The sequence below is a fragment of the Halegenticoccus tardaugens genome (genome assembly GCF_004116405.1).
GTDB classification, from domain to species: Archaea; Halobacteriota; Halobacteria; order Halobacteriales; family Haloferacaceae; genus Halegenticoccus; species Halegenticoccus tardaugens.
The window spans coordinates 765,583-778,198 of record NZ_SDIC01000001.1 but is presented as its reverse complement, the minus strand read 5'-3'; the positions used below and the strand labels follow the sequence as shown (position 1 = coordinate 778,198).

Genomic DNA, 12,616 nt, shown 5'->3' with positions numbered 1-12,616 from the left:
ATCACCTCAACGGTAGGATTTCTGATAGCGCGCGCGAGCGCCGGGTCCGCCCCACTTTTTCGGTTCGGACTGCCGGACGTCGTTGACGAGCAGCGACCGGTCGAACTCCATGTACGCGTCGCGGAGCTCCGCGTCGTTCAGGTGCTGCACCAGCCCCCGCGCGATGGCCGTCCGGGCCGCGTCCGCCTGCCCGCTGAAGCCGCCGCCGTCCACGCGAACGTCGACGTCGATCCGATCGCGCAGATCGTCGCCGGCGATGCGGAACGGCTCCAGCATCTTCAGCCGCGACAGCTCCGGTTCGACCAGCTCGACCGGCTGGGAGTTGATTCGGATGCGACCCTCGCCGTCGCGCACGGTGGCGCGGGCGACGGCCGTCTTCTTCTTGCCGCTCGTGTTCGTTACCATGTGACGTTAGCACCCAGTTTCTCGCTGATCTCCCCGAGGGAGACGAACCTGATGTTCGAGAGCCGGTCCAGCGACGTGCCGTCGAGGACGATCGCCTCGACACTCTCTCCGTCTTCCGGCGCGACGCGGCCCTCCTCGAACGGGTTGCCCACGTAGACGCGGACGTTCTCGAACGCTTCGCGCCCGCGCGGCTTCTTGTACGGGAGCATGCCCCGGATGGCGCGCTTGAAGATGCGGTCCGGCCGCTTCGGGTAGTACGGCCCCCGGTCTGAACCGAGCTCCGCGCGCTTACGGTAGACGCTCATCACGTCCTCGTCGGAGCCCGTGATGACCGCCCGCTCGGCGTTGACGACGGCGACCCGCTCGCCGTCAAGCGCGCGCTGTGCGACTTCGCTCGCGACGCGACCCATGATGCAGTCGCGGGCGTCGACGACGACGTCCGCGTCGAACTCCGCGAGGCTCATCGGATCACCCGCACGTTCGTCCCGTCGGGGTTCTGTTCGGCTAGCTGTTCCAGCGCCACGGCATCGCCGACCTGTTCGATCTTCTTCCGAGCGGTTCCCGAAAAGTCGACGGCGGCGACGGTGACGTTCTTCCGCAGCACACCGCTCCCCAGCACCTTGCCGGGGACGATCACGGTTTCGTCCTCGTGGGCGTACCGTTCGATGCGCCCGAGGTTGACTTCCGCGTGGGTGCGCCGGGGCTTTTCGAGGCGGCTCGCGACGTCCTGCCAGACACCGGCGCCGGACTCGCGAGAAACCGCCTTCAGCTCGGCGATGAGACTGTTGAGTCTCGGATTCGTCTTGCTCATGATGTGACCTCCTGAGAAAGGAAGTGCAGGGAGCAGGATTTGAACCTGCGGACTCCTATGAGACAGCGCCCTGAACGCTGCGCCGTTGGCCAGACTTGGCTATCCCTGCACGCGTTTCGCTGTACCACACGACCCTTCAAACCACTTTCGGTCCGACGCCGGCCGACGCGCTCTGCGTCGGATCCGCCGACCGCTCCAGGAGTCCCGGAGCTGCCGGCGTGCCCCGCGACTCGCGGGGCGGGCGACTGTCGGACGGTGGACGAAGGGGACATCGTGTGGATCGTTAGACTGTGACCTTCTCTTCCAGTTCAGCCGCGCGCAGATCGATCGATTCGATCGCGCGCAGGACCAGTTCGTCGACGCTGAACGACCCGTCGGTCTCCACGTGGAAGACGAACGCGCCGGGCACGTCGTGGACTTCGACCTCCTTTCCGGGGTACCGCTCCGAGAGGTCGTTGTCGAACTCGTCCGCGAGGACGAGCTCGCCCGCGTCGGTCTCGACGACCCCGCGGACGATGTTCGGCTCCGCTTCTTCGAACTCGGGGGCGTCGCCGACGACCTCGACCCGCTGGAGGTGCCGGTAGCCGACCGCCACGCCGCCCTGGTGTTTGGCGTGGCTCTTTCCGGAGTCGAGCACCGCTTCCGCCTCCAGTTCGAGGCGCTGATCCCGCTTGAGTTCGATGATGGGGACGTTCTCGTTGGCGGGCTGTACCTCCGGTACCGACGATCGGATGTCGCCGGAGTACGCCGTCGCCGGCCCTTCGACATCGAGCGCGAGGGTGACGGTCTCGCCCTCCTCGAAGTCTTCGAGGGGCGTCGTCAGCGGAACGAGCCCCAGCCGGAGCGCGATCATCTCGTCGAACATCACCGAGGAGTTCTCGATGAACCGGACGGTGTCGACGGACAGCGTCGGCACGTCCGCGACCATGGCCCGACGGATGCCGTTCGCCAGTGCCGGAGTGAGTCCCCGGACGACGAAGCGGGCCTTCCTGTCGTCGCGTTCGATGAACTCGACGTCGAATTCCCCTGGCATGATCTACAGGCGCTTGTTCTTCGGCGCGCGCGTGCCGTCGTGGGGGATCGGCGTCACGTCCTCGATGCGACCGATCTCCAGCCCGGCGCGGGCCAGCGCGCGGATCGTCGCCTGCGCGCCGGGACCGGGGCTCTTGTTGCCGTTGCCGCCCGGACCGCGCACGCGGACGTGCAGTCCCGCGAGCCCGGCGGCCTTGACCTCCTCCGCGACCTGTTCCGCCATCTGCATCGCCGCGTACGGCGACGCCTCGTCGCGGTTCTGCTTCACGACGGATCCGCCGCTCGACTTGGCGATCGTCTCCGCGCCGGTCTGGTCGGTGACGGTGATGAGCGTGTTGTTGAACGATGCGTGGACGTGTGCGATGCCCCACTTGCTGTCGTCGGATTCGCTCATGGTGTTACTCCTGCGCCTCCGCGCGTGCCGGGTGCAGTTCGTCCGCGAGCGGGCTCGTCTCGTCGAAGCTCACGGTGCTCTCTTCGTCCACCTCGACCTTCTTCGAGGGGACGGTCACGCGCGCGCCCTCGACGGTGACGTGGCCGTGGACGATGAACTGACGCGCCTGCTGGGGCGTGTTCGCGAGTCCCTTTCGGTAGGCGACGGTCTGGAGGCGGCGCTCCAGCAGGTCCGTCACGTCGAGCGAGAGGATCTCGCTGATGTCGTCCTCTTCGCCGAGGATTCCCAGTCGGCGCAGCCGGGCGAGAAAGCCCTCGCCGGCCGCCGCCGCGGCGTCGGTGTCGCCCTGCGCCTCGCCGAGGAGGCGGCGGGCCTCGCGTCGGAAGTTACGCAGCTGCGACTGCGCGCGCCACAGCTCCTCCTTGTTCTTGAGTCCGTACCGGGAGACGAGATCCGCCTCCTGCGCGATGCGCTCGCCCTGAAACGGGTGGTTCGGGGTCTCGTAGAACTTGGTGTTGTGTCCGGTCGTCATTCGTCCTCACCGGCCTCGGCGGCCTCTTCCTTGATCGCCTCGACGTTGACGCCGATGGTGCCTTCGCTGCGACCCGTGGACTTGGTCCGCTGGCCGCGCACCTTCTGACCGCGCTTGTGTCGGACGCCCTTGTAGGAGCTGATCATCTGCATCCGGTTTATGTCCTGCCGGCGCGTCTGTTCGAGGTCGGTGCCGACTTCGTGGCTCGTCTCGCCGGTGTAGAAGTCCTTCCGGCGGTTGCTGAGCCACTCCGGGGCGTGGTCGTCGAGGTTCTCGACGACGTCGACGACGGCGTCGATCGCCTCGTCGTCGAGGCGGCCGAACGTCGCCGTTCGGTCCACGCCCGCGGTTTCGGCGACGATGCGCGCCGTGCGCTTGCCGATACCCTTCATGTCTGTGAGACTGCGCTCGACCGTCTTCGTCCCATCGAGGTCCGTCTGCCCGATGCGGACGAAGTAACGGAGGTTCTCGTCCTCCTCCGGCGAGCCGTCCTGTGGTTCTTCTGCACTCATGGCTGGATGGTGTGGGTGAGCGTTGCGGCGGGGATTCGAACCCCGGAGGCTTGACGCCACTGAGTTAGCAACCCAGCGCCTTGGGCCAGGCTTGGCTACCGCAACACTGCGTGCCGATTATCGTCGCCCCGCGAGCACGTCGCTCCGCGACTCGGGACGCGGCGTCCCTACAGTGTACGCACACGAACTAACTCGGGAGGCGTACTTAAGAGTCACGAAACCGCGCCCGGTCGGGACCTCGCGGCGGTCCGGCCGACCGTCAGGTCCGAACCCACGCGTCGCGGGAGTCGTCGACGAACGCGCGAAGCGACGTCGGCGGCCGACCCAGCGCGCGCTCGACGTCGTCCGTGACTCTCCCCGCGCGGCCGAACCGGGCGGGGGCGTAGATTCCGAGCATCGCGACCGCGAACCCGAGCGGCACGTCCCGAGCACGCATCCGTCGGACGAACTCGACCGGGCCGGGATCGGCGTAGACGATCCGTCTACCGAGCGAGTCGGAGAGAACCGCGGCCACCGTCGAGAAGTCGAGCGCCGCCGGACCGGTGAGATCGTACGCCCGGCTCCCTCGACCGGGGCCATCTCCCGCCAGCGCGGCCGCCGCGACCGCGCCGACGTCGCGGGCGTCGACGAAGCTGATCCGACCGTCGCCCGCGGGAACGAACACCTCGTCGCAGTCGCGGATCTCCGGCGCGTGGATCCCGGTCACGTTCTGCATGAAGTAGCTCGCGCGGAGGAACGTACACCTCGCATCCGCGGATTCGAGGCGCTTTTCGATCCGGCGGTGCGGGAGGAGCGGGTTCCGCTCCGCGCCGAGCACCGACAGGTAGACGACGTGCTCCACGCCCGATCGAACCGCGGCCTCCGCGGCGGCGACGACGCGTTCGCGCGGCACCGACGGCGGGCGCACGAGGAACATCGCCCGGACGCCCTCGAAGGCGAACCCCCACGTCTCGGGGCGCTCGAAGTCGAACTCGACGGCGTCGACCGCGGGGCGCGACGAGTCAGCGGGCGCGTACCCGTCACCGAGATCGTCCGCTCCGACGTTCCTGACGCCCGCCCTGACGCGCTCGACGTCGTCTGACGCGCGCCGGCCGTCACCGTCGTCGGCGAGCGACGCGAGGACTTCCGAGCCGACGGTCCCCGTCGCGCCGGTGACGAGAATCGCTCTGGCGGGCATCTCAGGAGGTGATCATCGGCATCTCGCCGACCCACTCGTCGCTTCGGATCTCCCCGAGCATGAAGTCGGCGACGTCGGCGCGCGAGACCGTCGCGCGCGGGCCGAGCTTCAGGTAGCCGACGCGGTAGTCGCCGGTGTGTTCTCCCTCGGTGAGCCGGGGCGCGCGGACGACGACCCACTCCAGATCGCTCTCGGCGACCCGCCCCACGTACCGCTTCGAATCCGCGAACAGATCGCCGGGGACGAGTTTCACGAGCCCCGTCATCGCCCGGGCGCCGAGCGACGAAGGGTCCTTGTTCGTCCGAACCGCCGCGCCCGAGAGGACGATCAGCCGGGGGACGCCGCGCGCCTCCATCGCCTCGACGATGTGGTCGGCCGCGACCGAGAGCACGTCGTTCGGCGATCCCCTCGCGTGACCGAGCACGCTGAACACGACGTCCGCCCCGTCGACGGCCCGCGAAACGGCGTCGGAGTCGAGAACGTCGCCCTCGACGACCGAGAGGTGACCGCCATCCGCGACCACGAGTCCGTCGTCCTCGACGTCGAACGCCGCGGAATCGCGGACGAACGCGACGACGTCGTGGCCGGCGGCGAGCGCCTGCCGGACGAGCGGCCGACCGGTCCGGCCGCTCGCGCCGAACGCTACGAGTTTCATACCCATCACCTACGGCGCGATCCGTGATAAATCGGCGTTCGCACGGAGGGCAGCGCGGTCCGTCCGGCCCCGTTCGCGATCCGTCGATCGCGAGACGGGCGGAGAGTCCGCCGCGACGGAACGAGGGGTTATGCCCGTCGCGCGCTTGGGTTCGGTGTGAACGCGATCGAAGCGGTCGGTCTCGAACTCACCTACGCCGACGGGACGGCGGCCGTGAGAGGGGTCGACCTCACCGTTCCCGACGGCGAGTTCTTCGGCTTTCTCGGCCCGAACGGGGCGGGCAAGACGACGACGATCAAGACGCTCGTCACCCTGCTGCGGCCGACGGCCGGCCGGATCGAGGTCAACGGGTACGACGCGGTCGCCGACCCGCGGGCGGTCAGGCGGTCGATCGGGTACATGGCCCAGGAGACGAGCGTGGATCCCGAACTCACCGCGCGGGAGAACCTGCGGTTCGCCTGCCGGGCGTACGGCGTCCCGACGACCGAGCGACGCGATCGGATCGACGACCTGCTCGACCTCGTCGATCTCGCCGGCGTAGCCGACCGGCAGGCGAAGACGTTCTCCGGCGGGATGAAAAAGCGGCTGGACGTGGCCACCGCCCTCGTGCACCGCCCGCCGATCGTGTTCCTCGACGAGCCGACGACCGGACTCGATCCCACGGCGAGAAACCGCCTCTGGGAGTACTTCCGGGAGATAAACCGGCAGGGAACGACGGTCTTTCTCACGACGCAGTACCTCGAAGAGGCGGACGCGCTGTGCTCGGACATCTCGGTCATCCTGAACGGCGAGATCGTCGCGTCGGGACCGCCGACGGAGCTGAAGCGGCGGGTCGGCGGCGACGTGCTCGACATCGACCTCGACCGCCCTTCGCCGGCGGACGCGGAGCGGGCGGCGGCGGTCGCCCGCGAAACGGGGCTGTTCGGCGCGACCGACGCCGTCGTCGCGACCGAGTCCGGGGTGCGCGTCACCGCCACGGAGGCGAGACGTAGCGGGACCGATCTGCTCGTCGCGCTCCGGGACGCCGGCTTCGACGTCACCGGGTTCAACGTCCGCTCGCCGACCCTCGACGACGTGTTCCTCGCCGTCACCGGCGACCGCTCGACGGTCGATCCGGCGGGCGACGGGGAGGCTCGGGAGGCGTTCCGGTGAGCGGTTCCGTCCGACCGCGAGAGCGGCCCGCGGCCGCCCGGTCGCTCGCGCCCGGAAACGGCTTCCTCGGCGACGTGTGGGTGAACTTCCTCCGGTGGAACCTGAAGGCGGTCAGGAACCCCTTCGTGCTCGTCGTCTCCCTCCTCAACCCCGTGATCTTCCTCGTGCTGTTCACCGAGGTGTTCGGGCGGGTCGCCGCGGGCGCGATCGGCGGGACCGGCGGGAGCGCGGACTACGTCAGCTTCCTCATGCCGGCCATCGTGATCCAGGTCGCGCTCATCGCGGCCGCCACGTCGGGGATCGGTCTCGTCCGGGACATAGAGGAGGGGATGTTCGAGAAGGTGCTCGCCTCCCCGATGAGTCGCCTCGGGGTCTTCGTCGGCAAGACGCTCTCGGAGGTCCTTCGGATCGCGATCCAGGTGACGCTCATCCTCGTTCTCGGGACGCTCCTCGGCGCGAACGTCGTCACCGGCCTGCCCGGCGCGCTCGCCATCATCGGCGTCGCCGTCGTCTTCTCCGTGTGGTTCACGGCCTTCTCGAACGTCGTCGCCATCAGGACGCGAAACAGCGAGTCGACCATCATCGCGGCGAACGTCATCCAGCTTCCCCTTCTGTTCGTCAGTTCGGCGTTCCTGCCGGTCGACCTCCTGCCGGGGTGGATCCAGGTGATAAGCGGCGTCAACCCGATCACGTACGGCGTCGACGCCGCCCGCGCGCTGGTCCTCGACGGCTGGGCGTGGGAGACGATCCTCCCGGCGCTCGCCGTCCTCGTCGCCCTCGACCTCGCGTTCGGCGCGGTCGCGGTGTACTACCTCGACCGGGCGTCGAGCGCGACGGTGGACTGACGTGCGCGTCCAGAAGAATCTTCGGTGTCCCCGTCACTTGGCTCGTTCCTTCGGTTTCAAGGAAGCGTCGCGGACGCGCTCGAACGCGGTGCGGTTTTCGCGCCGCCGTTGACGGATTTCGTCGACGTGCGAGTAGTAGTACGAGAGGGTCTCGTACGCGTCTGCGAGCGGGGGGACGAGCTGATCGGCGACGTACGCGGGCGACTGGCGATGGTCAACCGGTCCCGTCGTCGTTATTCCCCGAGCGCCCGCGCCCGGTCGAGGAGCGCCGAATCGTACGCCTCCGCCGCCTGTTCGGGCGCGGCGCGCTCGATGGCGAGCGCCGTCTCGACGGTGTTCCTGAAGTTCTTGTACGTCGCCTCGTCGATCATCTGCCCGTCGACGGTCACCGCGCCCGTGCCGGCGGACTTCGCCTCCTCGAACGCCTCGATGCGGCGGACGTCGCGGGCGAGTTCGTCCGAACTCGGCATGTGAATCCGGTTCGCCTGCGCGGTCTGCTGGGGGTGCAGCGACCAGCTTCCGTCGAGGCCGACGCGCGCCTCGCGCTCGACCTGGTCGGCGTAGGCGTCGCCGTTGTAGAAGCGCACCCCGGCGCGCTCGCCGAACAGCCTGTCGAACGGCCCGCCGACGGCGACGAGGCCGTTCGCGCTCGCCTCGTTCGAGAGCGTCGCGAGGAGGGCGTCCCACCGCGGGCGCTCGCCGCCCGTCTCCCGGCCGCCCAGTTCGGCCGCGTAGTCGACGGGGCCGAAGATCAACCCCTCCAGCCGCGACGTCGCGCCGGAGGCGGCGATCTCCCGGAGGTCGGAGACTGCGCGCGCGGTCTCGACGATGACGCTCATCCCGACGGTCCCCTCGGGGTAACCGTACGCCTCCTCGGCGTCGGCGACGATCCGCTCCGCGCGTTCGACGTCGGCCAGCCGGCCGACCTTGGGGACGACCACGCCGTCCACGTGCTCGCCGACCTCGCGGACGAGCGCGTCGATCTGCTCCCGGCCGCGGTCGCGGAACGGCTCGTCGTCGTAGCTCCACTCCACGCGGGGCCAGATCTCGCCGACGAACGCGGCGTCCGGCAGGCGGTCGATCACGTTTTCGAGGGCCGCCTCCTTCATGTCCGGCGCGGTGCCGTCCTCGACGTCCGGCACGAGCCAGTCGGGTTTCGCGAACCCCTCGCTCGCGAGGCCCGATTCGAGGTACTTCGCCGTGTTCTCCTTCGGAACGGCGGCCGGTGCGGTCTGGAACGTGCGGCAGAGCCGCGGGGTCTGCGTCGTCATATTCTGGTTCGGTGTTTCTCGGTATCTCGTGGTTCTTCGTGTCGTTTCGTGGTGACTCGTGGCGATTCGTGGCGATTCGCGGCGATCGCGGTCATCGCCGTCGCACGAGCGCGGTCCTCGTCCCCGAGTACACCGGTTCGTCGCGCTGGTTGACCGCGTAGTGCTCGAAGGTGACGCGGCCCGCGTCTCCTTCTCCCTCTTCGGCCGAGACGACGCGGGTGAAGCCGTAGATCGTGTCCCCGCGCGTCACGAAGCCGTGGAAGCGCTCGTCGTCGCAGCCGATCTCGCGCCGGGTCGCCTCGTCGGAGCGGGCGTGCCCGAGGGCGATCGACCGGGTCACGTCGCCGTAGGCGACGATCTCGCCCGACGGCGAGTCGGCCATGGCGTCGGCGTCGTGGTGTTGCTTCGCGGTGTTGAGCGTCCGAAGCGGCAGCACGGAGATGAGAACGTCGTCGATCGTGCGGCCGCGCTCGTGCCGGTAGGCGACGGCCGCGTCCCGCCCCTCGGCGCGATCGAGCGCGTCCCGGAAGTCCTCGAAGAAGGGGCCGTCGGGCGAGAGCAGTTCCGTCGGGAGGTCGGGGTCGGAACGTCTCCCCGACTCGTTCCGCGACGACCCCCCGCCGTCGGTCTCGACGGGCTCCCGCCGCGGCACCATGTTCGTCCGCTCGTACGAACAGAGGGGCTCGTCGGCGGCGTCGAACCCCGTCGTCTCCCACGTCACGATGCCGTACGCGGGCCGCGAGGAGGAGGGTCGCGTTTCGACCACCCGCGATTCGACGCGCAGCTCCGTCCCCGGGTACACCGCGTCGCGGTGGTACCGGACGCCGGTGCGCCCGAGGAAGTACCCGCCCTTCTCGCTCAGGTCCTCGACGCTCGGCCCCATCGTGCAGGCGAGCAGGTAGTCGGGGTGGATCGGCGGTCCGTCGAACCCGCGCTCCGCGGCCGCGTCGGCTCGCCAGTACGCCGGATCGTGGTTGAGCGTCGCGCTCGCCCACAGCTCGCTCCCGTCGCGGCTGAGTCGAAGGCCCGGCGCGTGTTCGATCGTCTCGCCCTCGGCGAACCCCTCGAAGTAGGTCCCCTTTTCGAGGGTGTCGGCCCGGTCGAGCGCGTCGCCCATCCGGTCGAGCCACGGGTCGTCAGTCATCGGCGGCCACCTCCGCCCGCCCGGCGGCCTCCCGGCGGGCGAGCGTTCGGCGCATCTCGTTCGTCACGATCAGAAAGCCCTCGTCGAATCCCATCCCGGGCTTGGCGAGCACCTGCGCCGCGTCGGTCGCGAGCGCGACGTGCGCGCAGGCGCGCGCAGACACGTCCGTCTCGTTGCAGGTGCCGCCGAGGTACGCCCGCGTGTCCGTCCCGCGGCAGGCGAGCACCGCCTCCGCGCTGCGGTGGATCCCGCCGAGGTCCGGCGTCTTCACCTGCACGAGGTCGGCCGCGCCGGCCTCGACGAACGCCCGCACGTCGTCGAGGGTGTTGCACCACTCGTCGGCGACGATCCCGACGCCGACGCCCGCGTCGCGGAGACCCTCGCGGAGTTCGGCCATCGCGCGTATCTGCTCGCGCCGACCGCCCTCGTCCATCGGCCCTTCGATCTGGAGGGGGTACGGCGCGGCCGCCTCGCGGAGGTCGGCGAAGTAGTCCGTCACCGCCGGCCGGTCGTAGGGCGGGCCGAAGAGAACACCGAGGAGGCCGTACACGTCGACGTGGAAGCGCGGTTCGTACCCGTCGATCCGGTCGGCCCGCTCCGCGAGCCACGCGAGGTAGGAGACGAGTTCTCCCCCCGCTTCGCCCACCTTCTCGACGCTGTTGAACAGCCCGTGTGGGAGCACGGGGACGCGCTTTAGCAGCATCTTCTCGGCGTTCGCGCGGCGCTCGTCGCCCGACTGGCCGAACACCGGAATCGCCTCGGCCGCCGGGTCGGCGTCGTACCCTCGGGCGAGCACGTCGGTCATCGTCGTTCCGGTCGCCCGGGCCGCCGCGTCGAGGAGCGCCTGCGAGACGCCGTAGCGGACCGCGGTGTGGAGGCGGTCGCCGTCGGGTTCGAGCCCCTCGACGACGGCGGCGTTGTCGGCGAACGCGCCCGGATCGCGGCCGACCAGCGCCTCCGCGACCGCCCCCTCGACGCGGGAGCGGTACTCGCGGGCGCGGAACAGCGGATCCCGTCCGCCCGCGCCGGAGTACTGGACCGCGGCGCAGTCGCCGACCGCGACCTCGCCCGAGGAGAGTTCGAGTTCGACGGACAGGGCCTCGCCGGCCTCGCGGACGCGCCGGAAGCCGGGCGTGCGGGGGGAGCCGCGGTAGTCGAACCCCTCCCGCTCCGCGCCGGCCTTGATCGCGCGCTGGTCGTCGAAGAAGAAGCCCGCGACGGTCGGCACCGCCCGGACCGCCTCGATCCTCACGGCTCGCCCCCCCGGGGCCGACCGATGAGCCGCCCCTCGCTGATCGCGTCCACGTCGTCAGCGACCATCCGGAACGAACAGGCCCGCCGTTCGGTCCGGGCGCGCTCGTCCAGTCGGGCCGCGTGCGTCTCCCTGACGTCGTCGGAGAGCGCGAGGTCGCCGAAGTCGAGGATCCGGACCCGACCGTCGTCGTCGCGGGCGGGCAACACCGCGCCCTTCGCGCTCTCGCTCGGGGCGAACGGCACGTCCAGCGCGCCCGACTCGAACGCGCGTACCGTCCCGGCGGCGACGTCGCCGTCGCCGCGCTCGAAGACCGCGTCCACGAGACAGCGGGTCGATCGTTCGATGAACGCCTGTTCGTCGTCCACTCCGTCGAGCGTTATCTCCTGTTCTGCGAGCATGTCGATGAGCTGTCTGGTCGTTCGGAGGCCGGCGGCGTTCGCCTCCATCGTGGGGACGCCGCGGAACTCCTGCGGCGACTTGGTGATGACCTTGTCCGGCTTCGCGACCGCCGCCGTCGCGCCGCCGAGCCCGATGACGCCGTTGGCCCGCGCCTCGTCCGGCGGAAAGCCGCCCATCCACTCGTGGAAGACGGTCGTGACCGTCACCTCGTCGGGGAGGTACTCCTCGCCGAGACTCCGGAGGGCGCGCAGGGCGGCCACGTCCTGCACGAGGTTTCCGACCTGTCCGTACCCGAGCGTGAGGCTGCGCACGCCCTGCGTGGCGGCGAGCAGCCCCTCGATCAGCATGATCGAGATGGCGATAGAGGGTGGCACGAGCGTCCCCGTGAGCGGACCGAACGGCTCGCGGTTGATCCGGACGCCGAGTTCGGTGTACAGGCCGGCGAGCCGGTCGACGAACTGCCAGTGTTCGATCGTCTCCGCGAGGTCGCGGCGCTTGGTGTAGGGGATGTTGTACGACACCGGGCCGCCCTCGAACGACTGGAAGCCGCCGGCGAAGGTGACCATCGCGAGCAGGCGGGCGTCGGGCGTCCCGTGGCGGACCTCGACGGGACCGGGCGCGCGCGCTATCAGCTCCCGACACCCGTCGACGCCGTGGTTGACCGCCGGAAACCCGTTGAGCGTGTCCTCGCCCGTCTCGCGGGCCTCCTCCAGCCCCTCCTGGGCCTTGGCGTACTCGTTGTCCCGGGTGTACGAGTCGATCGTCGTCGGCAGCAGATCCGCGCCGCCCTCCTCCCAGAGGTGCGTCAGGAGGTCGACTTGACCGTCGAGCCGCGGAACGCCCGCCCGGGGTTGAAGCAGGGGCCGGTCAGCCGATTCGAGCACGCGCGCGAACCGCTTTCCGTCCGGCAGCGTTTCGTGGTACTCGATCGATTCGCGGAAGTCCACCGCGCCGGCCGTCGGCCAGTCGGACCGGAGGTCGTCGACGGCCCGCTGGAGGTCCGATTCGGGGATCGGTTCGTCCCGGAGCATC

15 protein-coding genes and 2 tRNA genes are annotated in these 12,616 nt (G+C 69.9%); 2 read left to right on the top strand and 15 right to left on the bottom strand.

Annotated features, from left to right (window positions below):
- Window positions 1-6: 6 nt before the first annotated feature.
- The 11 genes from C3L37_RS04120 to C3L37_RS04070 form a co-directional block, all read right to left on the bottom strand.
- Window positions 7-405 (bottom strand): 30S ribosomal protein S9, encoded by a 399-nt coding sequence (locus C3L37_RS04120; protein ID WP_129113337.1) that lies wholly within the window; start codon window positions 403-405, stop codon window positions 7-9.
- Entirely contained in the window at window positions 399-869 is a 471-nt protein-coding gene (locus C3L37_RS04115) for a 50S ribosomal protein L13 (RefSeq protein WP_129113336.1), read from the bottom strand. The genes C3L37_RS04120 and C3L37_RS04115 overlap by 7 nt, the downstream gene beginning before the upstream one ends.
- Window positions 866-1,216: a 50S ribosomal protein L18e gene (locus C3L37_RS04110; RefSeq protein ID WP_129113335.1), complete on the bottom strand. Its 351-nt coding sequence runs from the start codon at window positions 1,214-1,216 to the stop codon at window positions 866-868. Before C3L37_RS04110 ends, C3L37_RS04115 begins: the two co-directional genes overlap by 4 nt.
- 24 nt (window positions 1,217-1,240) lie before the next feature.
- A tRNA-Leu gene (locus tag C3L37_RS04105) sits at window positions 1,241-1,325 on the bottom strand.
- Window positions 1,326-1,499: 174 nt separating this feature from the next.
- Window positions 1,500-2,249, bottom strand: a complete 750-nt coding sequence (locus C3L37_RS04100; RefSeq protein ID WP_129113334.1) for a DNA-directed RNA polymerase subunit D — start codon at window positions 2,247-2,249, stop codon at window positions 1,500-1,502.
- Window positions 2,250-2,252: 3 nt separating this feature from the next.
- Window positions 2,253-2,642: a 30S ribosomal protein S11 gene (locus tag C3L37_RS04095; RefSeq protein WP_129113333.1), complete on the bottom strand. Its 390-nt coding sequence runs from the start codon at window positions 2,640-2,642 to the stop codon at window positions 2,253-2,255.
- Window positions 2,643-2,646: 4 nt separating this feature from the next.
- Entirely contained in the window at window positions 2,647-3,174 is a 528-nt protein-coding gene (locus C3L37_RS04090; RefSeq protein ID WP_129113332.1) for a 30S ribosomal protein S4, read from the bottom strand.
- Window positions 3,171-3,686, bottom strand: a complete 516-nt coding sequence (locus C3L37_RS04085) for a 30S ribosomal protein S13 (protein WP_129113331.1) — start codon at window positions 3,684-3,686, stop codon at window positions 3,171-3,173. The genes C3L37_RS04090 and C3L37_RS04085 overlap by 4 nt, the downstream gene beginning before the upstream one ends.
- Before the next feature lie 20 nt (window positions 3,687-3,706).
- A tRNA-Ser gene (locus tag C3L37_RS04080) sits at window positions 3,707-3,791 on the bottom strand.
- A 154-nt stretch (window positions 3,792-3,945) separates the two neighbouring features.
- Complete coding sequence (locus C3L37_RS04075; protein ID WP_129113330.1) at window positions 3,946-4,863, bottom strand: NmrA family NAD(P)-binding protein; 918 nt, start codon at window positions 4,861-4,863, stop codon at window positions 3,946-3,948.
- A 1-nt stretch (window position 4,864) separates the two neighbouring features.
- The gene (locus C3L37_RS04070) at window positions 4,865-5,518 is read right to left on the bottom strand and encodes an NAD(P)-dependent oxidoreductase (protein WP_164974653.1); all 654 of its coding nucleotides are present in this window, start codon (window positions 5,516-5,518) and stop codon (window positions 4,865-4,867) included.
- Window positions 5,519-5,674: 156 nt separating this feature from the next.
- Here C3L37_RS04070 and C3L37_RS04065 point away from each other — a divergent pair, with 156 nt between their 5' ends.
- Window positions 5,675-6,670 carry an ABC transporter ATP-binding protein gene (locus C3L37_RS04065; protein WP_129113328.1) on the top strand — a complete coding sequence of 332 codons (996 nt, stop codon included), beginning with the start codon at window positions 5,675-5,677 and terminating at the stop codon, window positions 6,668-6,670.
- The gene (locus tag C3L37_RS04060; protein ID WP_129113327.1) at window positions 6,667-7,515 is read left to right on the top strand and encodes an ABC transporter permease; all 849 of its coding nucleotides are present in this window, start codon (window positions 6,667-6,669) and stop codon (window positions 7,513-7,515) included. Before C3L37_RS04065 ends, C3L37_RS04060 begins: the two co-directional genes overlap by 4 nt.
- A gap of 233 nt (window positions 7,516-7,748) precedes the next feature.
- Here the strand turns inward: C3L37_RS04060 and citE are convergent, their stop codons facing one another.
- The 4 genes from citE to C3L37_RS04035 all read right to left on the bottom strand — a co-directional run bounded on the left by citE (window position 7,749) and on the right by C3L37_RS04035 (window position 12,615).
- Window positions 7,749-8,786: an L-malyl-CoA/beta-methylmalyl-CoA lyase gene (gene citE / locus C3L37_RS04050; RefSeq protein ID WP_129113326.1), complete on the bottom strand. Its 1,038-nt coding sequence runs from the start codon at window positions 8,784-8,786 to the stop codon at window positions 7,749-7,751.
- Window positions 8,787-8,877: 91 nt separating this feature from the next.
- A complete protein-coding gene (gene mch, locus C3L37_RS04045; RefSeq protein WP_129113325.1) occupies window positions 8,878-9,930 on the bottom strand; it encodes a 2-methylfumaryl-CoA hydratase in 1,053 nt (350 codons plus the stop codon).
- Window positions 9,923-11,182: a methylaspartate ammonia-lyase gene (locus C3L37_RS04040; RefSeq protein WP_129113324.1), complete on the bottom strand. Its 1,260-nt coding sequence runs from the start codon at window positions 11,180-11,182 to the stop codon at window positions 9,923-9,925. Before C3L37_RS04040 ends, mch begins: the two co-directional genes overlap by 8 nt.
- The gene (locus C3L37_RS04035; RefSeq protein WP_129113323.1) at window positions 11,179-12,615 is read right to left on the bottom strand and encodes a methylaspartate mutase subunit E; all 1,437 of its coding nucleotides are present in this window, start codon (window positions 12,613-12,615) and stop codon (window positions 11,179-11,181) included. Before C3L37_RS04035 ends, C3L37_RS04040 begins: the two co-directional genes overlap by 4 nt.
- Window position 12,616 lies beyond the last annotated feature (1 nt).

Coding starts and splice junctions, on each gene's coding strand:
- C3L37_RS04120 (WP_129113337.1), bottom strand. CDS start 405: ATGGTAACGAACACGAGCGGCAAGAAGAAGACGGCCGTCGCCCGCGCC.
- C3L37_RS04115 (WP_129113336.1), bottom strand. CDS start 869: ATGAGCCTCGCGGAGTTCGACGCGGACGTCGTCGTCGACGCCCGCGAC.
- C3L37_RS04110 (WP_129113335.1), bottom strand. CDS start 1,216: ATGAGCAAGACGAATCCGAGACTCAACAGTCTCATCGCCGAGCTGAAG.
- C3L37_RS04100 (WP_129113334.1), bottom strand. CDS start 2,249: ATGCCAGGGGAATTCGACGTCGAGTTCATCGAACGCGACGACAGGAAG.
- C3L37_RS04095 (WP_129113333.1), bottom strand. CDS start 2,642: ATGAGCGAATCCGACGACAGCAAGTGGGGCATCGCACACGTCCACGCA.
- C3L37_RS04090 (WP_129113332.1), bottom strand. CDS start 3,174: ATGACGACCGGACACAACACCAAGTTCTACGAGACCCCGAACCACCCG.
- C3L37_RS04085 (WP_129113331.1), bottom strand. CDS start 3,686: ATGAGTGCAGAAGAACCACAGGACGGCTCGCCGGAGGAGGACGAGAAC.
- C3L37_RS04075 (WP_129113330.1), bottom strand. CDS start 4,863: ATGCCCGCCAGAGCGATTCTCGTCACCGGCGCGACGGGGACCGTCGGC.
- C3L37_RS04070 (WP_164974653.1), bottom strand. CDS start 5,518: ATGAAACTCGTAGCGTTCGGCGCGAGCGGCCGGACCGGTCGGCCGCTC.
- citE (WP_129113326.1), bottom strand. CDS start 8,786: ATGACGACGCAGACCCCGCGGCTCTGCCGCACGTTCCAGACCGCACCG.
- mch (WP_129113325.1), bottom strand. CDS start 9,930: ATGACTGACGACCCGTGGCTCGACCGGATGGGCGACGCGCTCGACCGG.
- C3L37_RS04035 (WP_129113323.1), bottom strand. CDS start 12,615: ATGCTCCGGGACGAACCGATCCCCGAATCGGACCTCCAGCGGGCCGTC.